This is a genomic window from Peribacillus muralis, assembly GCF_001645685.2.
GTDB lineage: Bacteria > Bacillota > Bacilli > Bacillales > DSM-1321 > Peribacillus > Peribacillus muralis_A.
Genome location: NZ_CP017080.1, coordinates 2,140,970 through 2,166,163, shown reverse-complemented (window position 1 = coordinate 2,166,163; position 25,194 = coordinate 2,140,970). Strand labels below are relative to the sequence as shown.

At 42.4% G+C, this 25,194-nt stretch carries 21 protein-coding genes; 4 read left to right on the top strand and 17 right to left on the bottom strand.

The genetic code is table 11. From position 1 onward, the window contains the following. Window positions 1–79 precede the first annotated feature (79 nt). Window positions 80–970: a LysR family transcriptional regulator gene (locus ABE28_RS10595; protein ID WP_064465237.1), complete on the top strand. Its 891-nt coding sequence runs from the start codon at window positions 80–82 to the stop codon at window positions 968–970. A gap of 517 nt (window positions 971–1,487) precedes the next feature. On the opposite strand, the gene ABE28_RS10590 is transcribed toward ABE28_RS10595, so the two are convergent. Further along, window positions 1,488–1,928, bottom strand: a complete 441-nt coding sequence (locus ABE28_RS10590) for a hypothetical protein (RefSeq protein ID WP_064465238.1) — start codon at window positions 1,926–1,928, stop codon at window positions 1,488–1,490. Between the two features lie 1,066 nt (window positions 1,929–2,994). On the opposite strand from ABE28_RS10590, the gene ABE28_RS10585 reads away from it, so the two are divergent. Continuing rightward, window positions 2,995–3,396: a DUF1259 domain-containing protein gene (locus ABE28_RS10585; protein ID WP_064465239.1), complete on the top strand. Its 402-nt coding sequence runs from the start codon at window positions 2,995–2,997 to the stop codon at window positions 3,394–3,396. Between the two features lie 456 nt (window positions 3,397–3,852). On the opposite strand, the gene ABE28_RS10580 is transcribed toward ABE28_RS10585, so the two are convergent. From ABE28_RS10580 to ABE28_RS10520, 13 genes are all read right to left on the bottom strand, one after another. Next, complete coding sequence (locus ABE28_RS10580) at window positions 3,853–4,608, bottom strand: IclR family transcriptional regulator (RefSeq protein ID WP_064465240.1); 756 nt, start codon at window positions 4,606–4,608, stop codon at window positions 3,853–3,855. 149 nt (window positions 4,609–4,757) lie between these two features. Then, the gene (locus ABE28_RS10575; protein WP_064465241.1) at window positions 4,758–5,753 is read right to left on the bottom strand and encodes a 5-oxoprolinase subunit C family protein; all 996 of its coding nucleotides are present in this window, start codon (window positions 5,751–5,753) and stop codon (window positions 4,758–4,760) included. A gap of 1 nt (window position 5,754) precedes the next feature. Then, complete coding sequence (gene pxpB / locus ABE28_RS10570) at window positions 5,755–6,495, bottom strand: 5-oxoprolinase subunit PxpB (protein WP_064465342.1); 741 nt, start codon at window positions 6,493–6,495, stop codon at window positions 5,755–5,757. Window positions 6,496–6,516: 21 nt separating this feature from the next. Then, window positions 6,517–7,308 carry a putative hydro-lyase gene (locus tag ABE28_RS10565; protein ID WP_064465242.1) on the bottom strand — a complete coding sequence of 264 codons (792 nt, stop codon included), beginning with the start codon at window positions 7,306–7,308 and terminating at the stop codon, window positions 6,517–6,519. Between the two features lie 62 nt (window positions 7,309–7,370). After that, window positions 7,371–8,510, bottom strand: coding sequence for an NRAMP family divalent metal transporter (locus ABE28_RS10560; protein ID WP_156775933.1), 1,140 nt, complete (start codon window positions 8,508–8,510; stop codon window positions 7,371–7,373). A 112-nt stretch (window positions 8,511–8,622) separates the two neighbouring features. Continuing rightward, on the bottom strand, window positions 8,623–9,381 hold the full coding sequence (locus ABE28_RS10555; RefSeq protein ID WP_064465244.1) for a LamB/YcsF family protein: 759 nt from the start codon (window positions 9,379–9,381) through the stop codon (window positions 8,623–8,625). A 274-nt stretch (window positions 9,382–9,655) separates the two neighbouring features. Next, the gene (solA, locus tag ABE28_RS10550) at window positions 9,656–10,783 is read right to left on the bottom strand and encodes an N-methyl-L-tryptophan oxidase (protein ID WP_064465245.1); all 1,128 of its coding nucleotides are present in this window, start codon (window positions 10,781–10,783) and stop codon (window positions 9,656–9,658) included. 101 nt (window positions 10,784–10,884) lie between these two features. Next, window positions 10,885–12,444, bottom strand: a complete 1,560-nt coding sequence (hutH, locus tag ABE28_RS10545; protein WP_064465246.1) for a histidine ammonia-lyase — start codon at window positions 12,442–12,444, stop codon at window positions 10,885–10,887. A 51-nt stretch (window positions 12,445–12,495) separates the two neighbouring features. Continuing rightward, the gene (locus tag ABE28_RS10540) at window positions 12,496–13,884 is read right to left on the bottom strand and encodes an MFS transporter (protein WP_064465247.1); all 1,389 of its coding nucleotides are present in this window, start codon (window positions 13,882–13,884) and stop codon (window positions 12,496–12,498) included. Between the two features lie 185 nt (window positions 13,885–14,069). Beyond that, the gene (locus ABE28_RS10535) at window positions 14,070–15,401 is read right to left on the bottom strand and encodes an MFS transporter (RefSeq protein ID WP_064465248.1); all 1,332 of its coding nucleotides are present in this window, start codon (window positions 15,399–15,401) and stop codon (window positions 14,070–14,072) included. Between the two features lie 160 nt (window positions 15,402–15,561). Continuing rightward, complete coding sequence (gene hutI, locus ABE28_RS10530) at window positions 15,562–16,821, bottom strand: imidazolonepropionase (RefSeq protein ID WP_064465249.1); 1,260 nt, start codon at window positions 16,819–16,821, stop codon at window positions 15,562–15,564. Next, entirely contained in the window at window positions 16,818–18,494 is a 1,677-nt protein-coding gene (gene hutU, locus ABE28_RS10525) for a urocanate hydratase (RefSeq protein WP_064465250.1), read from the bottom strand. Before hutU ends, hutI begins: the two co-directional genes overlap by 4 nt. Before the next feature lie 271 nt (window positions 18,495–18,765). Next, the gene (locus ABE28_RS10520; RefSeq protein WP_064465251.1) at window positions 18,766–20,238 is read right to left on the bottom strand and encodes a response regulator transcription factor; all 1,473 of its coding nucleotides are present in this window, start codon (window positions 20,236–20,238) and stop codon (window positions 18,766–18,768) included. A gap of 312 nt (window positions 20,239–20,550) precedes the next feature. Between ABE28_RS10520 and ABE28_RS10515 the strand changes: the two genes are divergently transcribed. Continuing rightward, complete coding sequence (locus ABE28_RS10515; RefSeq protein WP_064465252.1) at window positions 20,551–21,981, top strand: FAD-binding oxidoreductase; 1,431 nt, start codon at window positions 20,551–20,553, stop codon at window positions 21,979–21,981. Beyond that, window positions 21,978–22,535, top strand: a complete 558-nt coding sequence (locus ABE28_RS10510; RefSeq protein WP_064465253.1) for an MFS transporter — start codon at window positions 21,978–21,980, stop codon at window positions 22,533–22,535. The genes ABE28_RS10515 and ABE28_RS10510 overlap by 4 nt, the downstream gene beginning before the upstream one ends. Window positions 22,536–22,791: 256 nt before the next feature. On the opposite strand, the gene ABE28_RS10505 is transcribed toward ABE28_RS10510, so the two are convergent. The 3 genes from ABE28_RS10505 to ABE28_RS10495 all read right to left on the bottom strand — a co-directional run bounded on the left by ABE28_RS10505 (window position 22,792) and on the right by ABE28_RS10495 (window position 24,908). Beyond that, window positions 22,792–23,403 carry a Type 1 glutamine amidotransferase-like domain-containing protein gene (locus tag ABE28_RS10505; RefSeq protein ID WP_064465255.1) on the bottom strand — a complete coding sequence of 204 codons (612 nt, stop codon included), beginning with the start codon at window positions 23,401–23,403 and terminating at the stop codon, window positions 22,792–22,794. 268 nt (window positions 23,404–23,671) lie between these two features. Then, on the bottom strand, window positions 23,672–24,298 hold the full coding sequence (locus ABE28_RS10500; RefSeq protein ID WP_064465256.1) for an NUDIX hydrolase: 627 nt from the start codon (window positions 24,296–24,298) through the stop codon (window positions 23,672–23,674). Between the two features lie 67 nt (window positions 24,299–24,365). Further along, on the bottom strand, window positions 24,366–24,908 hold the full coding sequence (locus ABE28_RS10495) for a ribonuclease FAU-1 family protein (protein WP_064465257.1): 543 nt from the start codon (window positions 24,906–24,908) through the stop codon (window positions 24,366–24,368). Window positions 24,909–25,194: the final 286 nt, after the last annotated feature.

Here is a 25,194-nt window from a genome sequence, read left to right as displayed (position 1 = left end):
AGTATAATGGAGAAGATATATAATTACTAATACCAATAACCAATATATACATAGTTTAAAGCTATAAAAGGAGACTAGTATGGATCTTCGCCAACTTCGTTATTTCAACACCATTGTCCAGGAGATGAGCTATTCCAAAGCGGCTAAATTATTACATATATCTCAGCCTTCATTAAGTAATGCGATCATGAAACTGGAGAAAGAAATCGATTCACGACTTCTGGAACGTAACACGAGGGGAATTGAGCTTACAGAGGCAGGTGCCCTTTTTTATTCAAGATCGCAGGATTTGCTGAGAAGGTTCAATAATATGCAAGTGGAACTTGAGGAAATGAAACAGGTTGGAAGCGGAACAATATCTATCGGTTTAATTGAATCATTCAAATACTGGTTTCCAAAAATCATCAGGACGTTTAAACATGATCATCCTACCATCCATTTAGAGGTTCGGGAAATCTTGGGCGAAGAACATGTTATCGATTCGCTAAACCAGTATCAAGTTCATTTCACGATCACCAATCAGCCGATAAACCATGCCGAGATCACAGCCACTCCCCTCTATAAGGAAAATTTCATGCTTTTGGTTCATAAAGATGACGACTTGAATGAAAAAGATTCCGTCACTTTACAAGACCTTAAGGAGAAGGAAATGATCATCAGTACATCTGGATTTCAAACAAGAGATGATATTTTGGGGGCTTTCAAAAATGAGCTGGTAACACCAAACATCCGTTACGAGATTGAAAGGCTGGAAACAGCTTGCAGTCTGGTGGACGAAGGCTTGGGCTTTACCATTTTACCGGAAAGCTATATTAAATCCGTTGCAACTAGAAATACTGCCATACTTGAAATAAATTCGATGTTTTTGGAAAGGACGGTTTATATGGCCTACTTGACGGATCGTTATTTGCCTGTTTCCGTATGTAAGTTGGTTAATGAGATTGAGAGCTTTTTCAAGAGCAAGCAATAAAAGGGTGGGATCCATTCATTCCACAATGGAGGCACCTAGCCTCCGACCTTATACACCAACCGTACCGTTCGGTATACGGCGTTTCAGTTTAAGTCAGACGTAGTTTTGTATATCGTTCATATAGATTTCCTAACCCTTAAAGGGTTTCTTATAGGAAAGAGCTATGAGCAATGCACCAATAACCCTCTCCGCTATTACCCCATTCATATGCTTTTCCGGAATGAACACCTAGGGCTTTGAGTTTACTTAGTCCCGTCCTTGAAAATTCCCACTGTTTCCAGAGGGACATTTTGAGTCTTCTTCGTACCCACGAATCCAAATTTTTCAATATACTGGGATATCAATGAAAACTTTACCGAAGGAAGCCAATCACGCAAAAAGGTAACACTTAAAAAGGTAAGAGATAAGAGATCGGCAGAGGAGGGATCAATCAGCTAGCACAAGTAACAAAGGGATATCGAAAAACAAGCCGGTTTCCCCACTTTAAGGGAATACCGACTTAGTATAATTGAAAAGTTTATTTAAAATACCAATTTAATTGGTACGTTACATTTTGAATATCTTCTAATAGGCCAGCATGTAAATAGTAAACCTGTCCAGTTTGTCCACCGTCTAATGTTATAGAGTTATACTTTCCTCCGGGCCAAGATTGTATAGCACCACTTTTACTATTTCTAGTTGGATAAACCGAGATTTTTGTACTGTTCCCAGTTATTTTTACTTTAAATGTGTTTTTTCCTGCTGGCGCCCATATTGGATACCATGCATAAGAGGAAATTCCATTTATAGTTTCGGTAACATTTCCTTGTGACGTAGCTTGTAATTCAGGATGAATAATTGAATTTAAAACATTTTCTGTCTGATGATTAGTTAATGGCTGTTCAGCAGCTAATACTCCCCCAGTCCCAAAAAACATCACTCCACTTGCTAATGCTCCAATTGCTAGTTTCTTAAACATAATAACTCCTCCTAAATTAGTTTTTAATTGCCAACATAAGTAAATATACCATTTTATCCATAATTGTAAATATATTACATCAAAATAAATTATATTGGAATATTTAGAATCTTCATTCTATGTGAGGTTTTCCGATTAACGGCAACCTCTTTTCCTTTAGGACAGCTAAGGGAAAATACATGAATTCAGGTTTTACAAATCTCCTGCCGTTACTGATTTTATTGCTGATAAGGTTTTGTAAGAAGAAGTAGCATTTATGGAATAAGCCATGGATTAGTTATCCCTCAAGGCTTTAGGACTCCTCCAGTTTCTTGTTCAACCAACAAACAAGCTCAATCCCTTTATTTTTCTCAAGCCTTTTTAAAACGAACCTTCTTTAAGTTCCCATTGATTTTCAGCTTTCCCTCTAATTAATTTCTCTATTTTCTCACTATATATAAACCTTAGGATTAGTCGATTCCAGGTCACAAAATCGACATATTCAATTTATTTCTTTAACTTCTTCCTTAGCAGTGCCCTTCAAGAATTTTCTTATTGCATGACGTTAAATCTTACACAATTCAAATACGACTAATATGGATCTTTAGGTATCGATCGCTCAAGACTAACTCTTGCGAACAGCTCTTTAATAACTTCTTTATCATCTTCAAATAATTGACACAAATTAAATCGCCCTGCCTGATTATGCGCATGTTTATTGCTGCTTGCATGATCGAATCCACAATTACCAGCACAATATTGAATACTTTCTTTCTCAATAATGTATATTTATCGGGTGTTTCTAATAAAAAGGGAAAATGCCACTATAAATCATTATGCCCTGCTTTTTTATGGTATTTCATAAGTAATAAAGAACTTTTTTAATCATATGATTTAGAAGGGTTTTGCTCACCTAACGTTCAGGTAATCTTTAATTATCTTTCTATAATAATGTGGCATAAATTGAGCCACAATATTTATAAAAAAGATGTGATGCTTTTTTCTTTAATATAATACATCTTCATATAGTTATAATGATTAAGAAACTAGGAATTGGAGGAATCATTTCAAAGGGAGGGCCAATAGGATGAATAACTTTGATTCACTTTGTGAACAATTTGCTACACTCCTTAAGGGAAAAAGTGAAGTAAATCAAGGGAGTTGTTCAGTATCGTTACACCGCGATTTTAAGGTAATGGTACAAGGGCGCCAAAGCAGTACGGTAGTGCCGGCAGGATTCATCTTTGAATCCTTGGATCAAAGTGGGAATGCATTAAACTTGGCTGAAATCGCCGTTTTACAAGAAGAAATCCCCAGTTTCCTACATTCAGTTGTCCAACAGGGTTTGATTGTGAGTGCCCTGCATAATCATTGGCTATTTACGGATCCTGCAATTATGTATATTCACATTCAATCTATTGAACCTCCATTGAATTTTGCAAAAAAGATGGCCTACTCACTTTCTTTTTTACACAGCTATCCCATATAGGACAGTAATGGTCATATAATCTATCTTCAAGAATAGGGGCGATAATTGAGGGATTGAAGGTAGAGGATGATTAGCCTTATTATAAATTTGTATATTAATAATACATTCAAAAGGCTACCCTTTGGCAGCCTCTTTTTCTATCTATTTTCACATAATGGACCACATTGCAAAACTAAATTCCCCTCCCCATATGAAACGGTAAAGGGGATTATACAAACAGATGGGTACTCTTTGCAATGCTTTTAGGGAACAAAGAACATTCGTTCCTCTTATACACATGAGTACTTATGAGCCTTTTTACCATGAAACCTATATAACTGTCTCATTATTTTTTCTTGTTTTCACTATACAATATCGAGTAATCAAGGCAGTAACTGTTCCGGGAAAAATTTTTCACTAGGGGTATTTCCATTTATGTAAGAAAAATCGATTTGATCTAGTAAAGCAAGAACTGGCTTAAGAAGTTTGTGAACCTAGTTTCATGGAAATTTCTTTGGCAGCTTTCGTTACTTTATCTATCAATTCAGGCAAACGCTTCTCCTGAAATCTCGCTTCAATCCCAGCGACGCTAATGGCAGCGATAATTTGATTTTTTCCGTTAAGGATTGGGGCACTGACAGATTTTGTATAGTTCTCCAATTCTGACGAAGTTATCGTGTAGCCGTTTAACCTTGCTTCTTCCAAAGCATGTCGGAGTGTGTTTTCATCGATTATCGTTCCCATTGCTATCGGATTAAGCTCGGTGCAGTCGATATACGCTTCACGTTCCTCCTCAGGCAAATAGGCGAGTATGATCCGCGAGTCGCCGGCATAAAGTGGTGAACGCCTGCCAATGGAGGTATAAAGCCGGACGGGGTGCAAAGTGTCCACCTTTTCAATATACATGGCCTCGCCCTTATCCCGCACGATCAAATTCACGGCCTCTTCAACGTCATCCCGCAGTTCTTTCATGATGGGATAAGCAATTGTCCTAATATCCAAACGCTCACCAACCAGTTGGCCAAACTGCAAGAATATTAGACCAAGTGAATAATGGCCATGTTCATCACGCGTTAAAAACCCCATTTCTTCCAATGAACCGACCATTCGGTGCAAAGAGGTTTTGGGAAGGTTGGAGTGCTCCATCATTTCATTAAAGGTAAGTTTCGGATGATTTATGAAAAGCGTAAGTATCTGCATGGATTTCACGACGGTTTTGTTATGTGCTTGCATGTATTGTCTCCTCTCAAGGTCTTCCTCAATGTTGCTCCCTATCTCCTCTCATTCTATTATAAAACTTCGCAAAAAGATGTAAGGAAAAAACGAAAAATATCTGAAACAGGAAAAGAAGGCGCCCGATATGGGGACCTCCTGATAGAGAACTAGTAGATATGCCAGTCATGCAAGGCCAATGAAATCGAAGCCTTCCATTCTTTCATTTGTCGTTCTTTATGAAGGTACAGGCACTCTGCCTCCCTTAAGGTCACCCGTGAGAATTGAATCGACTCCCCAGGTTTAACTTGAGCGATTATCGGTAAATCGGCAGAAATCACCTGAGCCATTTTAGGATATCCGCCCGTCGTTTGCCTGTCCGCCAGGAGAATGATCGGATTTCCATCCGGCGGAACCTGGATCGAGCCATTAGTGACCGCTTCGGAAAGCAATTCCTCGTGACTTTGGCATTCAAGTGCCGGGCCGGATAGTCTATATCCCATCCGGTCAGATTGATTGGAAACTTTAAATGAACCCTCTACAAACCGAAGTTTACTATAATTCGTGAAATGCTCGTACTGGCTTCCATCAATGAATCGGATTAGAGGATTTCGAACTGGCATGAACTCCCTTTCATTGACAAACCACTTTGGGTAAGAGAAAGAACCTTTTACCTCCCACCGATCCATCATACTTGGAGGCTCATTACAAGCCAGTATATCTCCAGCCTTTAAAGCCCTACCCATATAGCCGCCAATTCCTGCTCGTAAATAGGTGCTCTTACTATCCAGCACTTCTGGTATGGCATATCCACCGGCAACGGATAAATAAGCTCGGCAGCCTGATATACACCCTTCAAACCGCAGAATCGATCCTGCCTTTACATGAATGGGCTTCCACATCGGAGCGGCCTGGTTATCGATTGCAGGTGATAAATTCGCTCCCGTTATCGATATCAGGCAATCTTTCTCCATTTTAATGGTGGGGCCCATGAGGGTAATTTCCAAGGCCGCTTCCCCTTCATCATTGCCTACCAACATATTCGCCATTCGCAGTGAATAGCCGTCCATCGCTCCGCCTACGATCACCCCATGCTGTTGAAATCCTTTCCTGCCAAGATCTTGAATGCTAGTCATTAACCCCGGCTTTATTATACGATGGCTCATTTTATCCCCCCTTCATCTCTTTATATTCTTGTTCAGAGATTGGCTGGAATTTCACCATGTCTCCCGCCTGTAATAAGCTTGGTGGATTTACATTCGGTAAGAATAGTTTCGCTGGCGTCTGTCCGATCAATTGCCATCCCCCTGGTGTTGATATCGGATATACCCCCGTTTGCTTACCGGCAATTCCTACCGCCCCTGCTGGTATCGTCATTCTCGGGGAAGATCGCCTTGGTGTGGCGATGTCTTCCGAAAGTCCTCCCAAAAATGGAAACCCAGGAGCAAATCCTATCATGTAAATCAAATACTCACCGGTTGAATGGATATGAATGACTTCATCAGTGGTCAAATCATGATAACGAGCTACATATTCCAAATCAGGGCCATATTCCCCACCATAACAAACGGGAATGGTAACCGTCCGATGGGACAGCTTTTTATCTTCCATTAAATCCAGCAGTTTCTCCTCCAAAATCGACCGAACCACGTGATAGGGAGAAATAGCTTCATCGCTTTGCTTATGAGTGTTATAGATTACGAGCGGCTCATAAAAAACCGTCAAATTCGTAAAAGCCGGTACACATTCCACAAACCCGGCAAAGGGTTCTTCTTCCAACATCTCCATAAACAACTTTATCTTTTTATGAATGCTGTATTCAATTCCATTCCCAAATGTAAGTACGATGGCGGAATCGCCCAAGGGAGACATTTGACAAGCTGTTTCATTTAAAGGGTTTTTCCACATAAGCTCATCTCTTTCTGACATTTATAATACACCTAATTTTTCATCACGGATGTCTGTGATAAACATATGTCCAGGTGCATGAGTTATCATGATTTCCGGTTTGGTTTCCATCGCGATGGACTGAGGCGTTACGCCACATGCCCAAAAGACCGGCACTTCCCCGGGATGCACCGTTACGGGATCACCAAAGTCTGGATGTTGAATGCTTGATACCCCGATTGCTTCAGGGTCACCAATATGGATCGGTCCCCCATGCACTGCTGGAAAACGCGAGGTCACTTGGGCGGCCCTCACCACATCCTTTTGTGGTATCGGTCTCATGCTAGCCACCATTTTCCCATGGAAAATCCCTGCCTCCATACAAGGAATATTGGTTTTAAACATGGGTACATTGCAGCCCTCTTCAATATGGCGAACCGGAATATCATTTTTTAATAGCGCGTATTCGAATGTAAAACTGCACCCAATCAGAAAACCAACCATATCCTCTTCCCAGTATTTTGATATTTCGGTTACCTCATCCACCAATTCACCATATTTGTATACCCTGTATTTAGGGATATCCGTACGTATATCCCCATCGGGAGCGGCTAATGCGGGAATGGGTGAACCAATTTCCGTTACATCCAGCAATGGACATGATATAGGGTTACGCTGGCAGAATAGTAAGAAGTCAAAAGCATGCTCCTTTTTTAAGATGGCTAAGTTTGCTTGGGCATACCCGTTAGCCATTCCTGCGGTCGCTTTAATCAATTCATCCTTTCGAATCATTGAACGCAGCTCAGAAGGTGTCACTTGAGAAAGATTTATCATACCTATACATCTCCTATTCTGGACTGGCAGATCAGAAGTGACTGCCCGTCACAATCATTCAATTAAAATAGTGCCGGCAATTGTTTAATCAATGTATATCCTCCCATCAACGCCATGACGATTACAACAAAGACTCCGGAAATCGTTAACCATAACGGGTGTTTATAATCGCCGACAATGTTTCGCTTATACGCGGCAATCAATAATGTCCCAAGCGCGATTGGCAAAATCAATCCATTAATGGCGCCGACGATAAGCAGTACTTTAACCGGCTGGCCAATTAACAAAAAGCAAACTGTCGAGACGACGATAAACCCAATGATTATCCAGTTCGCCTTCTTATTGATCGTTTCGCTGAATGTTCTGATAAATGAAACGGAGGTATATGCAGCTCCAACCACGGAAGTGATTGCTGCAGCCCACATCACAACCCCGAATATGCGGTATCCTACGTTTCCGGCAGCCAGTTGAAAAACGGACGCTGCCGGGTTATCCTGATCGATTTGCAAACCTTTCGATACGACACCAAGTACTGCCAAAAATAACGCGACGCGCATGACGGTGGTGATCAAGATTCCCACTACCGAACTCTTAGTGACTTGAGGTAATGCTTCAACCCCTTTCACGCCTGCATCCAATAGCCGATGACCACCTGCAAATGTTATGTATCCGCCGACCGACCCTCCCACTAAAGTTACGATGGCAATGACATCGAAGTGGATAGGTGTAAACGTCCTCACTACCGCTTCCCCTATGGGGGGTGAGGTTGTCCAGGCTACATATATCATCAAACAGATCATGAAGAAGCCCGCAATTTGCGTAAAACGGTCCATTGCCTTTCCTGCTTCCTTGACGACAAATATCAAGACCGCAATGACCGCACTTATTGCGGCACCCGCAGTTGGCGATATCCCCGTCATTGCATTGAGGCCAAGACCTGCTCCTGCAATATTGCCTATATTGAAGGCGAGGCCTCCCAGGACGATGAGTGCCGCCAGGACATAACCAAGTCCAGGAAGCACCATGTTGGCAATCTCTTGACCCCGCTTTTCAGATACAGCAATGATGCGCCATACATTTGTTTGTGCAAAAATATCGAGTATGACCGAAATAAGAATGACGAAACCAAAACTAGCCGCAAGACTTTGAGTATATACGGTCGTTTGCATTAAAAATCCTGGCCCTATTGCAGATGTTGCCATCAAGAAGGCAGCACCCAGCAATAAAGTGCGGTTCGTTTTCGGCTTAGCGGGAATCTCTTCCTGAACTGCAGTATGTTTGTTCGGCTCCAATGGAATGACCTCCTATGTAGGTTTATGTAAATGACTTGACTGTTATTTCAGATAATTCCAAAGAATTTTTCACATGCTGGGCAAAGGTTAATGCATGTGCACCGTCCCCATGTATGCAAATCGTATCTGCCCTCAAAGCGACATCGGATCCTTGTTGGGACATGACCTTCCCTTCCTTTACCATCCGAATCGCCTGTGCAGCAGCATCTTCATCATTTTCCAATAATGCATGTTTCTCCAGTCGGGAAGTTAATGAACCGTCTTCTTGATAGGTGCGATCGGCAAATACTTCACTGGCCGTTCGCAAGCCGACTGCTTCACCAGCTCGAATTAATTCACTGCCTGACAGACCAAAGAGAATGAGCTCTTGGTTCACTTTGTATATCGCCTCGGCAATCGCCAAGGATAACGCTTCGTTTCGGGCCGCCATATTGTACAACGCGCCATGCGGTTTCACATGCTGCATGCTTCCTCCCTCGGACTGCAAGAAGCCATTTAAAGCGCCAATCTGATAAACGACAATATCATAAGCCTCCTGTGGGGCAATATTCATATTGCGTCTCCCAAAACCCATCAAGTCAGGTAAACCTGGATGTGCTCCGATCCTGACACCTTTTTCTAAGGCAAGCTGTACCGTTTCTCGCATGACGGATGGATCGCCGGCGTGAAATCCACATGCCACATTGACAGATGTGACATAATCTAAAATCTCCTTGTCATTTCCCATCCGATAGGTGCCAAAACTCTCTCCTAAATCACAATTCAAATCAACGACATTCATTGTTCCTCCTCCTTCAGTTTAAATGGTTCCAGTTTATCTATTTCTTAAAAGCATGTAGTGAAATACCGAAATTCGGAATTAGAGTTTCAAATTTCGGAATATTCTTATTCTATCACGCATTATTTTTTTAGACAATAGTTGACAGATAGCCTGTATGATGTCTATTGCACGCTGAACTTATAAATCAAGGGAACCATATAAAAAAGCCGTTGATTCTCTTGAAAAGGAATCGACGGCTAGCCTATTCATTCTATTGGTTGACAAAGCTATGAACCTATTGGAATCTGTTTAGCGAAAATGGGGAAAGATCATTCTCAGTCTTTCCCGAAAGAATAAGATCACTTAAACTCTCGCCAATCACACTGCTGAACTTGAATCCATGTCCCGAGAATCCCGCTGCGATGGCAATATGGGGAAACGCAGGATGTAGGTCGACGATAAAGTCCTCATCTGGCGTCATCGTATAGATGCAGTTTTTTCCATGTCTCAATGTTTGACCAGAAGGCATGAACCGGTTCAAGAAGCGCTCCAAATCCCCAGCATCCTCCTCGTATTCTCCAAATTGGGCCATCGTTTCATCGGGATTTATCCGGTTTCCCCCGTCATGCCTCCCAAGTTTCAAACCAGCTCCACTTATACTCGGAAAGCCATAGTATGTACCTTCAGGTGTATCGAACGTGAATGCAGGAAAACCATTGTGACCATATAATTTTTCATCTGCATCGAACCAGGCGAAGGTTTTCCGGATAGGGGCTAGCGGAACATCCAATCCCAACATCTCCAAAATCTTTGGTGACCAAGCTCCTGCTGCAACGACCAATGCATCGGCATGATAGCTTTGGTCAGCAGTTTTCACCGTAACCCCATCACTCTGGACAATCAGGTTCCTCACCGGGCTGTTCACTTTAATATCAGCACCGTGTAATTCGGCAGTCTGCTGGTATGCACGTATGCACTCTTCGCTTTTTAACACGCCTGAATTCTGTTCAAAGCAACCAATATAATCTTCCGGCAGGATGATCCCGGGCCACCTGTCATGAACTTGATGCGTATCAAGGATTTCCAATGGTAAATCAAATTTATTTGAACTTGCAATCACTTGCTTAATGAATGGGGAATGCTGACTGCCCGCATTCAGAACGCCAGTCCGAAGAAATAATTTTCTTTCCGTTATTTTTTCTAAATCATCCCATAGTTCTTGAGCTCTAAGGACTAATGATACATATTCCGTTCCTTCCCCATAAGCATGTCTAATGATCCTTGTTTCTCCATGATGACTGCCTTTATTGTGAGGCGGGACGAAAGAATCCAATAATAACACTTTCTTCCCAGCCTTGGATAGGTAATGCCCTGCCGACATACCCATCGATCCAGCTCCAATTACAATTACATCATAATGCATGTTTCCGTTATTCCTCCGTTCTTGATGGTGACACCCTTTTAATAATGTGGCAGGTCATGAAATCTTGCTGCATGCATCCGCATAAACTGGTGCACCCATCATTAAAACTCCATCTCACCCATTTCCAATTCGACAAGCTTGGTTAGTTCTCCTTCATGAATTTGCCCTTTAATCACTTCTATGTCAGGATGAAAGAATCGGTCTTCCTTTACCGTAGGTACTTTACTGCGTATTAAACGGTACACTTTCTCCGTGATGGGGGCAGGTTTCAATGGGTGATGAAAATCCATAGCTTGCGTTGCCGTCATAAGTTCAATAGCTAAAATATATTCAAGCTTCTTTGAAATCTGATAGGCTTTCTTCGAAGCGAAATAGGAAAAACTTATGACGTCTTCCTGATTTGCACATGTCGGCACATTATCGATTGTTGCAGGCTGGGTAAGTACTCTGATTTCATTCAATAATCCTGCTGCCGTATATTGCGGGACCATGTAGCCGTTATTTAAACCCGGGTTTGCCACCAAAAAATTCGGCAGCTCACTATGGTGATGGTTTACTAGGCGATCAATCCTTCTTTCGGTGATTTTAGCCAGATTTGCCAGGGCGATGCACATCATATCTGTATAGATTCCTACGAATGATCCATCAAAGTTCCCCCCCATAAGCGCAGTCCCGTCAGCACCATCTGGATAAATGATAGGATTATCACTTGCAGAGTTCATTTCATTTTCAATAGTGGCCTCAGCGTCCTTCAACGCTCTTTTTATGGCACCGTGAATTTGTGGAATGCATCGTAAACTAAGTGCATCTTGTAATCTATAATCCTTATATGTGTCAATGATTTGACTTCCTTCGAGGATCCTTGACACATTTCTGGCTGTCTTTGCCTGTTCTCCATGCTTTTTTAATTTGTGGGAGCGAGGATCAAAAGCATGAATTGTACCCTTAAGAACCTCCAAGGACATAGCTCCTGTGATATCCGCAGTTTTCGCGGCCTGGATGCCATTGTATAACGCTAAAGCGGCCATTGCCGTGGCGGAAGTCGTTCCACTAATAAGCGCCAATCCTTCTTTAGGACCTAATGTGACAGGAGCCAACCCGGCTTTTTCCAAGACAACCGCTCCTGGGATGAATTCACCGTCTTTCCATGCCTTTCCCTCCCCTATCAGCACCAGGGCCATGTGAGACTCTGGTGACAGGTATCCCACTGACCCATCACCGGGGGCAAAAGGGACAATATCGTGATTCAACAGCGAAGCAATCAGCTCCAAAACCTGTAACCTGACTCCAGAATAACCTTGCCCCAAATTTACCAGGATCATTAGTTGAATGGCCCTTACTACTTCTTTTTCTAACGGCTCCCCAACGGAGACAGCATGAGAACGAATGATATTCCGTTGAAGCGTTTCTGCATCTTCCGGAGAAATCACCTTTGTCACATTGCTGCCAAACCCTGTTGTCACACCATAAATAACTCTATTTTCCTGCAGGAACCTATCAATTAAACTTCTTGATTCATCCACCCTATTACAATACTCTCTTGTAAAGGAGACCTCTGCCCCATATCTTGCAACAGCAATCACCTCATTGATGGAGATGGGACCATCGCCCAACACGACTTTTTTTATATCCTTTGCGTGCGTGCAATTTGTCGTTGTCACGGTTCATCACTCCTTCAACACTATAATTTAATGATAATCCATCGGATAGCATCATTTAATATCTTCTCTGATTCGCTGCAATGAAGCATGACTTCCAGCGGCAGGCTGCCCACCTTCAAGCATGGGATCACTAGCTTCATTTAGCGATAGTGATTTTGTCTCTGGTGCCCAGGCTATGGATGCGATCAAACCGATTAGCAAGATGATAGCCATGCCGACCATTGAAGAGCTTAAACCGAAGGAATTGAGACTTAAAGGCAGAAGGAAAGTTCCGATAGCAGATCCAATCCTGCTGATTGCCGTGACCATGCCGATTCCCGTTCCACGAATCTCCGTCGGGAATAGTTCTGCAGGGTATACTAACGTTAGGTTGGAAGCAGCCGACATGAAAAAGGTGAAAATCAGGAAGAATGTCAACATGAAATATTGTGAGCCATCGTGCAGGAGACTGAGGGAAAATAAAGAAACTGTAAGGATCGTGAAGGCACCTATTGTAAATCCTCTGCGGGAAAATTTCGCAAGGAACCAAAGGCCGACGATCGCACCGACCAGCAAGAAAATGTTTAGCATCGTATCGGCAAAAAAGTTTTGTTTAAAACCCATCGTATGCAAAATGGACGGAAGGAAGGTATAGATGGCGAAATACGGAATGACGAGAGTCAATTTGAATATTCCGCCAAAAGCGGTACGCTTGCGAAGCTTTTTGCTGAAAAGGCCACGAAATCCTAAATCGGATGGATTTTCTGCATGTGCCGACGTTTCGCCCATTTCCACGTTCTCTCCAAGATGTTTCTTCACGATAAGCCGCGCTTCTTCTGCACGTCCCTTGCTGACTAACCACCTTGGTGATTCTGGCGTTCCAATCCGCAAGAATAAAACCACTACAGCTGGAACGGCCGCACTGACGAGCATCCAGCGCCATGAATCTGATCCAGCTTGGCCTAAATAATAACCGACAAAGTTCGATGCTACATAACCAAGCGTCCAAACGACGTTTAAAGATGCAAGGAGTGGGGCCCTATACTTTTTCGGGGAAAATTCTGCAAGTAATGTTGTCCCGACTGCATAATCTCCTCCAAGCCCAAAACCTATCAGCAATCGCAAAACAAATAGCTCTGCCGGGCCATTAACGAAAAATTGAAGAATCGTAACAACGGTAATAAGCAAAAAATTGACAAGGAAGATTTTCTGCCTGCCTATACGGTCAGATAGTTTTCCAAGCACCAATGCACCTGCAAAAAGGCCGATTAATGCTGAGCTCCCAATCAAGCCGCTCCACATGGCATTCAGCTCTAATTGCGGACCGAGAAATGTCAGTGCCATGGCAATGATGCCTAAGGAATAGCCGTCACAGAAGCTTGACCCGAAAGTAAGCCCTGCAATCCTAAAGTGAAACTTTTTAAATGGTGCATCATCAATTGTAAATGTTCCCTCACTCAATATAAACGCCCCCTCAATTATTATAATTTTCAGATTTCAACCAATAAAAAATTTTGATATGTCCGCTTCAGGTCCCACCATAGCCTTGCACTCAAAAGTCCCAGGTTAACATCGAAGCGATATCTTTCAAAAAAGAGCAATCGCTGTGACGATTGCTCCAGCCAAGCTGTAAGTTCTTAATGTAGCTATGCTTTCGAATCAGCCACTTCATTGTTGACCTTCGCGGAAGGGCCCTGCTTGCCAGGCTTGACGAAAACCATAGCGATCATGCCGATCGTGACGGCGATGGATGCCGCGATGAACATCGCATTATAGCCATGAATGGCGACAAGACTTCCTGTCAGCGTAGGTGCAATGATCGTGGCGAGATTGGCAATGAAATGCGTCACCCCTCCGAACGTGCCTGCTTTTGTCGGTTCCGTGTCCAGAACGACAATCCAATAAATCGAATTGGGCAAATAATTGAACGCATTGCCGAGACACATCAAGGCAAGAACGGCGGCTGCACTCTCGACCGTTGGAATCAACATGAAACAAACAGCCGTGCAAAATAGGGAAACGACCGTGAACCAAGATCTTGCAATCCGTAAATTCCCTGTTTTCACACGCAGCAGATCCGAGATTTTACCGCCTAATAGTCCCGTAATGATGGCCCCTACCCACGGAATCATCCCAATATAGGAAAGCGATGAAAGCGAATAATTGAATTCGTCCTGCAAGTATTTGGGAGTCCAGGTCAATAAAAGTATATTGACATATAAAAACGCGAAATACCCGATGGCATTCATAACCAAGGTAGGGTTCTTGAAGAAATGGTACCATGGTATATGCATTTGCTCATCCAATTTCGTTTCTCCTTGAATCAATTGGTCGGCACTTCGAATGCCTTCCAACTCCGCTTTAGTGACTCTTGGATGTTCTTCAGGCAGGTTTGTAAAGACTTTGTTCCAGATAACGACCCATATGATTCCCAATAGTCCCAGAACTACAAACGTCGCCTTCCAATTGGTATATGTAAGCAAGCCCACTACAACAGGGGCAGTAATCAAAGCTCCGATTGGAGTTCCAACCAACCCTAGTGCCACGGCAAAGCCTTTTTCCTTCGGGGAAACCCAATTGGCCATCGTCCGGTTCATGACGGATAGTGTAGGCCCCTCAGCAAATCCGAATAAAACGCGAAATACGGCAAATCCCGCTAATGCTGAACCACCGAATAATGCTGTCCCGATATGGCCTGCGAATATAGTCCCTATTTCAAAAATCGACCAAGTGGTACCGGCGATGATCCACATGAATTTCGGTCCTTTTTTGTCTGCCAACGCTCCCCCAAACAATGCTCCGAATATGTATCCATATCCAAAGTAGCCTAAGATTGCCCCCCAGCTAGCCGGATTTAAATCAAACTCATCGATGATTTCTGCCTGAGCATACGACAAGGCACCTCTATCAATGTAGTTAATGATCGTAATGACAATGATCATGAAAATGATAAAATAGCGATAATTATTTCTCAACATATAGTTCCCCCTTGTTGCCTTGAAAGATAGAACCCTCACTCCTGCTTAACTCATGTAAAGAAATTGATTGGATCGCCTCCAGGCATACTCCCTTCTCACAGGAGATGAATACACCTGGAGCACCCAAAAAAAATTACGTGCAAGATTACCAAGCCGTTCCTTATTTCACGACTTGAACGCCGTTTTTCCAAACAGACTTAACATGGTTGACCCCGAATAAATATTGTAATTCCTGATAGTTTTCAACATTCCATAATACGACATCCGCTTGTTTCCCTGCTTCAAGTGAGCCGACCTTGTCTTGCCTGTTGATGGCACAAGCGGCATTGTAAGTCGCCGCCGTCAGTGCTTCGGCAGGGGTGAGGCGCATCGAAATGCATGCCAGGTTCATGACGAGCGGCATGGAAGTCGTCGGGGAGGAGCCGGGATTGCAATCGGTAGATATGGCAACGGCTACGCCTTCATCGATCATCATCCGTCCAGGGGCCGCTTCTTCCCGCAAGTACAGAGCGGTGGCTGGAAGCAAGCAGGCAATCGTGCCTGACTTTGCCATCGCCGCAATCCCCTCTTGTGAAGCCTTCAATAAATGCTCGGCTGAAATAGCCCCTACCTTCGCCGCTAATTCCGCTCCTCCATATGGCTCAATTTCATCGGCATGGATTTTAGGGATCAGTCCATATTTTTTTCCCGCCGTTAAAATCCGCTCCGATTGTTCAGGAGTAAATACACCCTTTTCACAAAACACATCATTGAATTCGGCCAGCTTCTCTTTTGATACAATAGGAAGCATTTCATTAATCAAATGATCGACATATTCATCCTCACGGCCCTTATAATCGTTAGGTACCGCATGGGCGCCCATAAAAGTGGGAACAAGATCGATCGGATGCTCCTCCTGAAGCCTTTTCATCACCCTCAGCTGCTTCAATTCAGTTTCCACATTCATCCCGTAGCCGCTTTTACCCTCTACCGTTGTCACACCATGAGTGAGAAATGAATCAAGACGGCGTGCGGTTTGCTCCATCAATTCTTGTTCACTTGCTTCACGGGTCATGCGTGTGGTGGCATGAATCCCCCCGCCTGCGTTCATGATGTCCATATATGTTGCACCTTCGAGACGCATCTCGAATTCACGCTCCCGGCTCCCTCCATAAACCACATGTGTATGTGGGTCAACTAGCCCTGGTGTCACCAAATGGCCTGTTGCATCGACCACTTCAGCTTCATGAAGCCTATCTGCATAGCGTTCTTCCAATTCCTTGGTTGTCCCGACCGCTTGAACCAAACCAGCTTCCATCCAGATGCTGCCGTCTTCAACCAATCCCAGTTCAGACATTGCCTCCTTGGAACGAGGGCTTTGTTCATATTGTGCAAGTGTGGCGAGCTGTGCGGCATGCTTTATCCAAATAGGTTTTGTCATGACTGATCATTTCCTTTATTAAGCATCGGGATATTAATCCCTTTTTCACGGGCCGTTTTCTCTGCCAATTCATATCCTGCATCCACATGTCGAACTACACCCATCCCCGGGTCCGTCGTCAGGACGCGTTCAATCCTCGCTCCTGCTTCTTTCGTGCCATCAGCCACAATGACGACCCCTGCATGCATGGAATACCCCATTCCGACTCCACCGCCATGATGTACGGATACCCAAGTGGCTCCGCCCACTGCGTTCACCATTGCATTTAAGATCGGCCAGTCAGCGACTACATCCGAACCATCCTTCATCGCTTCCGTTTCGCGATTCGGTGAAGCGACCGAGCCTGAATCCAAATGGTCACGTCCAATTACGATCGGCGCCTTCAATTCACCACTTGCAACCATATCATTAAGGATTTTACCGAAGCGGGCGCGCTCCCCATAGCCAAGCCAGCAAATGCGTGAAGGAAGACCTTGAAACTGAATTTTTTCTTGAGCCATTTTAATCCAATTGCATAAATGTTCATTATCAGCAAACTCGCGCAGAATCGCTTGATCCGTTTTATAAATGTCTTCAGGATCACCAGATAACGCAACCCAGCGGAACGGACCTTTTCCTTCACAAAATTGCGGTCGGATATAGGCTGGAACGAAACCAGGGAAGTCAAAGGCATTCTCCACCCCTTCATCTTTCGCAACTTGACGGATGTTATTGCCATAATCAAACGTCACGGCCCCTTTTTCCATCATTTCAAGCATCGCACTGACATGCTTGGCCATTGAAGCTTTTGATAGTTTAATATATTCTTCTGGATTTACCGCCCTTAATTTTGCAGCCTCCTCCAAAGAAAAGCCTGAAGGTGTATATCCATTTAGCGGATCATGAGCGGAAGTCTGGTCCGTCAAGACATCCGGTATGAAGTTGCGTGCGATCATTTCAGGAAGAAGATCGGAAGCATTCCCAATCAAACCAATCGATAATGCTTTCCCTGTATGCTTGGCTTCGGTTGCTAAACGAATGGCTTCATCCAATGAATCCGTTTTCACATCGGTATAACGAGTCTCGATTCTTCTGTCGATCCTCGTCTCATCCACATCGATGCCGATACAGACTCCTCCGTTCATCGTAACGGCTAGAGGCTGTGCCCCGCCCATACCGCCTAAACCTGCCGTTAACGTAATCGTGCCTTTTAATGAAGAATTGAAATGTTGTTTGGCTAGCTCGGCAAAGGTTTCATATGTACCCTGCACGATTCCTTGTGACCCGATATAGATCCAGCTGCCTGCCGTCATTTGTCCATACATCATCAAGCCCTTTTTATCGAGTTCATGGAATGTTTCCCAATTCGCGTAAGCAGGGACGATGTTGGAATTGGCAAGCAGTACGCGCGGCGCATCTGTATGCGTTTTAAAAATGGCCACGGGCTTACCGGATTGAACCAATAAAGTTTCATCGTCTTCTAGCTCCTTCAGTGATTTGACGATTGCGTCGAAACATTCCCAATTACGAGCGGCTTTCCCTATCCCGCCATATACCACCAAATCCTCAGGACGTTCGGCGACTTCATGATCCAAATTATTCATCAGCATCCTCAGCACTGCCTCTTGCTGCCATCCTTTTGTATTCAAGTCTGTTCCTCTATAACGGATTACCTTATTTGTCATTGTGTTCATTTTATTGCCTCCTTGATTCGTTATATTTTCATTCTATAGTAAAAATTCAGAAAATTAATTATAATATAGTTATTATTTTATAAATAGTTTCAATATTTTAAAGATAATTTTATTTTTTTATAAATTATTTCACCGAAATTATTATATTGATCAAAAAAACGATTCAGTAGGGACTGAATCGTTCAGGCTGCAAACTCGCTGAAAATCTGTTTGCACAAGTTGGATGTTGTCTGCAAGCATGCATTTTTACAGGGCATTTTGTTTTAAATGTTTACATTGAGCCCTTTAACCCCGACCGATATGCTGAGGGGGTGCACGCCTCAAACAATTTGAATTTAGCATTAAAGTAGGTTTGGTGTGAATAACCTGCTAATTGTGCGATTTCCTCCAAGGATAGATCCGTTTCCTTTAAGAGACGTTTCGCTTCCCTTATTCGCACTTGATGCAGTGTGCTGCGGAATGACGTACCTGACTCAGCGGCAAAACGGCGGCTGAGCGTGCTTTTATTGAGACGCAGGATGTCTGCACAGGCTGATAAATTCCATTGGGAATCCCAATAGTTGGACTCAATCAGTTCCCTTGCCTTTTCGCTTAGAGTGTTCCCTCCTTCTTGCACTTGTTCATGATCCTGCTGAAGTAAATGGGTCGTAAACGAGTGCAACGCTTTTACGATTTGATGAATGACCGGTTTATGTACGATTTGCTGGAAGACGTCATAATAAATCGATTCTAAAGAACCGTTTTGCAGGTTATACGATTTCATATGCCTGCTAATTTGCGCAAGTACGCTTGTTAGGCGAATGCGAACGATTTCCGGGTCGGGATATGGACGTTGGAAAGTAAGGAATTCTCGCTCAATCCATTCCTTGATCGCTTTCGCATCACGTCTTTCGAGCATTTCTATCCATAGTCTTTGTTCAAGAGGCGTAAGGAATGGATCCATCTCCTGAGGGGACATTTGTTGACTTTCAGCCAAGATGATGTCATATCCATCAAAAAAGATTTGTCTTGTCAATTCACGTGTTTGCTGATAAATCTTTTTCAAAGGATCATCGGACGTGGCCGCTTTGATGATGATGGCTAGAGGCTCATCCATTTTTTCTTTCCAATGAGCAAGGAATGCTTGGTATTCTTCCTTGAATACCTTTGATTCCTGTACACATAAAATGAAATCCGATAAAGCGAAGATTTGGTTTTTTCCGATAAAGGAGTACCGCTGCAGTTCTTCATAAACGAGAGGAAGCGTTTTATTATCAGGCGTCAAAAAGGCTGCCATGGTAATCCGATGATCATGCCTCCGTTCCGTCAGGAAGAAATCCGGATAATCAATATCCAATGAATGTTCCTCTCCCATCAAGTTCGTCGCGTGAATCCCTTGTCCATTTCTTAATTGATAACGCAATTGTTGAATATGCTTCACCAAATCCGTTGAAGAAAACGGCCGGAACAGGACATCTTCGGCACGAAACTGCAAGGCCCGATAAGCTGTTTGAAAAATTCTCTCTGATGAGATGCCTAACCATCGAATTCCCTTCCGTTTTAATGAAATCCCCAGCGCTTCACTTTCATTTGTCCACATATCCATATCTAATATAACGAATTCCGGCTGCTGACTGCGCATCCCCCTGTCAAATTCTTCAATCGTTTCCCAAAGAACCAACTTGATTCCGGTAAGATGGGATTCCACGATCCACTGAATCCCTTGAGCCTCTATCTCATCCTTTGCCACCAAATGGATTTCCACCTAATCACCACCATTTCCAAGAAGCTTTCATTAATAGAATGCAAGCATTGCTTTCCTCCATTCTATTCGAAAGCGAATGCTTCTAACAAGTCATCAAGGCAAATTCCCCACTCGTAGCCATCCTCTTTTGATTTACGATATAACTAGCGTCCAATCATTTCAGTATTAGTCTTTTTAATATAAAAGATTATGATAGAATTACAACAGCTGAAAAATTTGGAAAGCAAACTTCTTCCTTCCAAAATAGACAACTGTGAATCAGTCATGAATATACTGGAAAATATTAAATAGAGGAGCTATATACGATTTATTATGAAACGATTTATCTTTGCCATCTTATATTCTATATTATTTGGTCTATCCCTACATGCCTTTCATTTCAAGCTTGACCACCCGATCGCCGAAGATATCAGTCGGCTGATGCCCGTTAAAATGAAGGCGATTAAAGCGGAAGATGATGAAAGGTCACTTAAAAAAATCGTGTTGAAAGCGAAGAAGGACGATGATCCAATATCCATTGCCGGTATGCAGCATAGCCAAGGGGGACAAACCTTATATCCGAATGGGATCCTGGTCGACATGAAGGATTATGATGAAGTCCTTGATTTGAATGTAACTGAGAAACGAATGAGGGTCCAGAGCGGAGCTACATGGTCCGATGTGCAAGAGTATATCAACCCTTACGGACTATCATTAAAGGTCAGCCAATCTCAAAATATATTCACAATCGGCGGTTCCTTGAGCGTCAATGTCCATGGCCGCGATATCCGGCATCATGCATTGATTGAAACTGTTGAGTCGTTTCGATTGCTTGATGCGAAAGGACAGATCCTCACCGTGAGCCGTGAAGAAAATCCGGATTTGTTTTCTGCGGTCATCGGCGGATATGGTTTGTTTGGCATCATTCTGGATGTGACCCTTCACCTCACTGATGATGAGCTTTATCAAATCAAAACAAGATCACTGCATTATGATGAATATACGTCGTATTTTAAACAAGAGGTTTTGCAAAAGGATGAGGTGAAAATGCACCTGGCTAGAATATCCGTCGCTCCTGGTTCCTTTCTGGATGAAATGTATGTAACCGATTATTATAGGGCGAACGATCAAACGAAGCTCCCAAAATATGATGTCCTGAAACGGGAAACGATCGTGGCCCTACCGAAATTCTTCCTTGGCCTATCGCGTTACAGCGATTGGGGAAAAGAGCGTTTTTGGAACATTCAGGAGACCTACACCGCTAAGCAGGATGGGACCTTTATTTCCAGAAATAATGTGATGCGGTCCGACTCGGCCTTCATGGATTACAGCAACCCGACTAAAACGGAAGTACTGCAGGAATACTTCGTGCCAGTAGATCATTTTACGGATTATATCGATGATTTAAGAAATGTTTTGTCCAATGAAAAAGATTTTAATTTATTGAATATTACCATTCGTTATGTCGAAAAAAACGATGAATCACTTATGTCGTATGCCAAAGATGATATGTTCGCCCTTGTCATGCTCATCAACCAAGGAACCGATGACGCAAGTAAGCAACACACGGGAAGGGTCATTCGCAGCATGATCGATGTGACACTGGCCCATAATGGCAGCTATTATTTACCTTATTACGGGTACCCGACTAAAGCCCAATTATATGAAGCCTATCCTCATGCAGCGGAATTCTTTCACTTAAAAAAGAAATACGATCGCGATAATCGCTTCCTGAATCTATTCTATAAGGAGTATCATCCATGAATTATAAACGATTTATTGTCTACCAAGGCACTGTAGGAATGGCAGCAAGCATGATTTTCCCTTTTTATATTTTGCTGATCAAAAATGTTGGAACAAGCTATTCCCAATTCGGCTGGGCATATGGAATATTCTCGCTGACTGCTGCACTATGCTATCCGTTAATTGGAAAAATAGCGGACAAAGCCGGTGACAAAGCATTCCTCCTCATTTATTCATGGGGAATGGCCCTGATCCTCCTGGTCTTTCCTCTTGCCTATGAAATCTGGCATGTGTATTTATTGCAAATCATCATGGGGATCCTTGGAGCCGTGCAAAAAAACACGGAAAAAACTGTCCTTGCCCGCTATGTTACGAAAGCGACGGCAGGCAAGGAAATCGGCAACTACCATGTCTGGACATCCATTGGTGCGGCAGCTGCTGTCATCGCCACCGGATATTTAGTCGACTTCCTAACGATCGGCAGCATTTTCTACCTTGCATCCCTCCTGTTTGCCTGGAGCGGCTTTCTGATCATGAAGTTGGGAGAGCCAGCCCCTCTATCCGTGGAGGAATGATTGGCAAACTAATTTCCAACTGCATCGTCCGGTGAAAAACATGCGCATGTAAGATGATCAGACTGCTTTTCATCGTAGCCAGCAAAATCATTGACAGCACAGGCTGCGCCACTCTCGCAATTAGATATTAACATATATATGCATAAAGGAGCCCTCTTGTTTAGTGATGGATGAATGGCCATTGACCTATCATTCAAGAGGGCTTTTTTCACTTTCAAAATTTCATAAGTGGCTCTCAAACGTATCCTTTCCACTCTTACTGGATAAAAATGGATTCGTCATCCTTCAGTCTTACAACAGAACATTCATTTATATGTTCGAACTCTTTCAACCTATCTTCTATTGACTTGCCTGCGGTATTTGGAAACAGATCTTCTCGATCATAATGTGGAAAAACGGCTATATCGGTTAAACCCAATCCAGCTAAATTCTTCATATCTACCGAATTTAATTGAGGTGTAAAATGATTCACCACATCGATGTTCGGCCCTAGAATGATTGCTCCAGCACTTACCCCTACAAATACAGTGTTTTGTTCCGCTAGATCCTTTACTATCAAGTCAGCACCACTTTTTTTCATATGATACAGCAAATGAAACGGGTTCCCGCCGTTCAAGTAAATCACGTTATATTGTTTAAGTCGTTCAGGAAAATCAAATTCAACATCCATAAAATCAACTTGGTTTATTCCCATCTTCACTAAGTCTTCTTTTGCCTTCATTGCAAACATATTGTATTGCTTTTGATGAGAACCTGTCGTTATGATTGTGGCCTTTGCTTTCATAACATGATTATCAATACTTTGCAGGAATTGTTGTTTAATCCTATCCGTAAAAAAACCATTAGACGTTAAAACTATCTTAGACATACAAAACCAACCTCATTTTTTATCTTGTATAATTTGGAAAAACAACGAAATAGCACAAGCACTGATACTTAAAAGAAAGTGTGATCCCACTGTTAGCTTCATTTTTATAAATCCCATGAGATATACAATCGGAAGGTTCCAAGCAAGAGTCTTCCAAGTTTTAAGCAAACCAATCATGACCATTATTTTTTTTAATCTTGTTTACTTTCATTATTTACATATCCTTACATGATAAGCATCCATAGCCGTTACCGAAGTAATGATTGATTCAGCATATCCGTTCTTTTATCTTTTGAATAACTTCTTGATAAAAAGAAATTTGATGTGGGACAAAGTTATTTCTGTTTACATATTTTTTTACCTTAAGCGTTTTTCCATCCTTATTTACTTCAAAACCATTAATTTCAAGCTCATTTTTTTCATAAAACCAAAGTTGAGAAAAATCATTGAATTTGGCTTTTACAATTCCTGAAACTTCTTCTACTTGAAGCGTAAAGTCATCCAAAGTATTCCGACTCTTGTATAAAAAAGCGTTTGCTAATTCTTTATCAATAAAATTGTCTTTAACAACACAATATTCAATAACACCTAATTGAACTAATTCCTCAAAAGCTATTTCAATTCCTATCTCTTCTTTTATTTCCCTTACTCCATCCTCAACTGACTCATCAGCCAATAAATGTCCGGCAGCCGTAATATCCAAAAGATTAGGGTAGTCTTTTTTATTTTCGCTGCGAAGCTGTAAATATATATAATCCATTCCATGCTCATTAATGATAAACCAGCAATGAAACACTTCATGCCAATACCCAAGTCTATGTACATCACTCCGTGAAGCCACGCCGATTGGTTGTTTATTTTCATTAAATATCTTTAGCATCTCTTGTTCTCCCATAAGCCTTCCCCCTGTTTCCTTTACGCCTTCTTAAATTATTCCAAACACGTAAGCCATAGCTTAAAATTCACTTTAATTCATTAACTAATAACGCCTTATGATAGCAGGATAGCTCAAGCCCTTCAAAGCTGCCATTCTTTATTAAAGTAGTAAGGACCTTCACTTCATTCCAAGCAGAATCGTATAGAGATTTATCAATCATGCCACTTAATAAAGCCTCATCTAGCTCATCTGCGTCTTTTTGAATGACTTCACCAGAAGGCAGTACAATGATATCTAAATACAAATCATCCATATAGGGAATACCATGCTCTACTCCGTTTTCTTGGCAAATATCAATATACCACTGCACGATATCTCCTTTATCATCAAACATTGTTGTTACCGAATGTTTTTTTTCTAAAGGAAATTGTTGAAGCCACATGTAACCATCATCAACAATACAAACCTTCTTTCCTTCGTACATGGCGGATAATGGTTCAGCCACTTTTATTGTATGCAATAAAGTTATATAGCCCTTCATTTCTTTAGTATCAATATAAGCCTGTGCATACTTTCTCTCCAAGACACGTTTCCATTCTAATCGATTTCCATATTTTCGTTTAAGCATCTTCATCTCCCAAACCGAAAAGCATTAATTATGTGAGTTTTCTCACCATTTCTCTCTTTAAAAGACCGCTGTCCCGCCATCTTGATTTCAAATCCCTTAGGCAGACATCATTTTTTACCTTGTTTCGCTCTTCACTTGATACAACTCTGATTTGATTTCTTCCATAAGTAGTACTTGTTTGCCGATCTTCAACTCTTGGTTGTTCCTCTTGTTCAAATACCATTATACTTTGCAAATCTTTCTAAAAAAAGATAGGGCACCGCTCTTTCAAATCTTTTCATGAATA

What these genes read in the sequence shown, in the direction of transcription:
- ABE28_RS10565 (WP_064465242.1), bottom strand. Translation starts at nt 7,308, where the DNA reads ATGATAAATCTTTCTCAAGTGACACCTTCTGAGCTGCGTTCAATGATT.
- ABE28_RS10585 (WP_064465239.1), top strand. Translation starts at nt 2,995, where the DNA reads ATGAATAACTTTGATTCACTTTGTGAACAATTTGCTACACTCCTTAAG.
- ABE28_RS10495 (WP_064465257.1), bottom strand. Translation starts at nt 24,908, where the DNA reads ATGCTTAAACGAAAATATGGAAATCGATTAGAATGGAAACGTGTCTTG.
- ABE28_RS10590 (WP_064465238.1), bottom strand. Translation starts at nt 1,928, where the DNA reads ATGTTTAAGAAACTAGCAATTGGAGCATTAGCAAGTGGAGTGATGTTT.
- hutU (WP_064465250.1), bottom strand. Translation starts at nt 18,494, where the DNA reads ATGAACACAATGACAAATAAGGTAATCCGTTATAGAGGAACAGACTTG.
- ABE28_RS10500 (WP_064465256.1), bottom strand. Translation starts at nt 24,298, where the DNA reads ATGGGAGAACAAGAGATGCTAAAGATATTTAATGAAAATAAACAACCA.
- ABE28_RS10560 (WP_156775933.1), bottom strand. Translation starts at nt 8,510, where the DNA reads ATGGCAACATCTGCAATAGGGCCAGGATTTTTAATGCAAACGACCGTA.
- ABE28_RS10580 (WP_064465240.1), bottom strand. Translation starts at nt 4,608, where the DNA reads ATGCAAGCACATAACAAAACCGTCGTGAAATCCATGCAGATACTTACG.
- ABE28_RS10595 (WP_064465237.1), top strand. Translation starts at nt 80, where the DNA reads ATGGATCTTCGCCAACTTCGTTATTTCAACACCATTGTCCAGGAGATG.
- ABE28_RS10535 (WP_064465248.1), bottom strand. Translation starts at nt 15,401, where the DNA reads ATGTTGAGAAATAATTATCGCTATTTTATCATTTTCATGATCATTGTC.
- hutI (WP_064465249.1), bottom strand. Translation starts at nt 16,821, where the DNA reads ATGACAAAACCTATTTGGATAAAGCATGCCGCACAGCTCGCCACACTT.
- pxpB (WP_064465342.1), bottom strand. Translation starts at nt 6,495, where the DNA reads ATGTGGAAAAACCCTTTAAATGAAACAGCTTGTCAAATGTCTCCCTTG.
- ABE28_RS10575 (WP_064465241.1), bottom strand. Translation starts at nt 5,753, where the DNA reads ATGAGCCATCGTATAATAAAGCCGGGGTTAATGACTAGCATTCAAGAT.
- ABE28_RS10515 (WP_064465252.1), top strand. Translation starts at nt 20,551, where the DNA reads ATGAAACGATTTATCTTTGCCATCTTATATTCTATATTATTTGGTCTA.
- ABE28_RS10510 (WP_064465253.1), top strand. Translation starts at nt 21,978, where the DNA reads ATGAATTATAAACGATTTATTGTCTACCAAGGCACTGTAGGAATGGCA.
- ABE28_RS10505 (WP_064465255.1), bottom strand. Translation starts at nt 23,403, where the DNA reads ATGTCTAAGATAGTTTTAACGTCTAATGGTTTTTTTACGGATAGGATT.
- solA (WP_064465245.1), bottom strand. Translation starts at nt 10,783, where the DNA reads ATGCATTATGATGTAATTGTAATTGGAGCTGGATCGATGGGTATGTCG.
- ABE28_RS10555 (WP_064465244.1), bottom strand. Translation starts at nt 9,381, where the DNA reads ATGAATGTCGTTGATTTGAATTGTGATTTAGGAGAGAGTTTTGGCACC.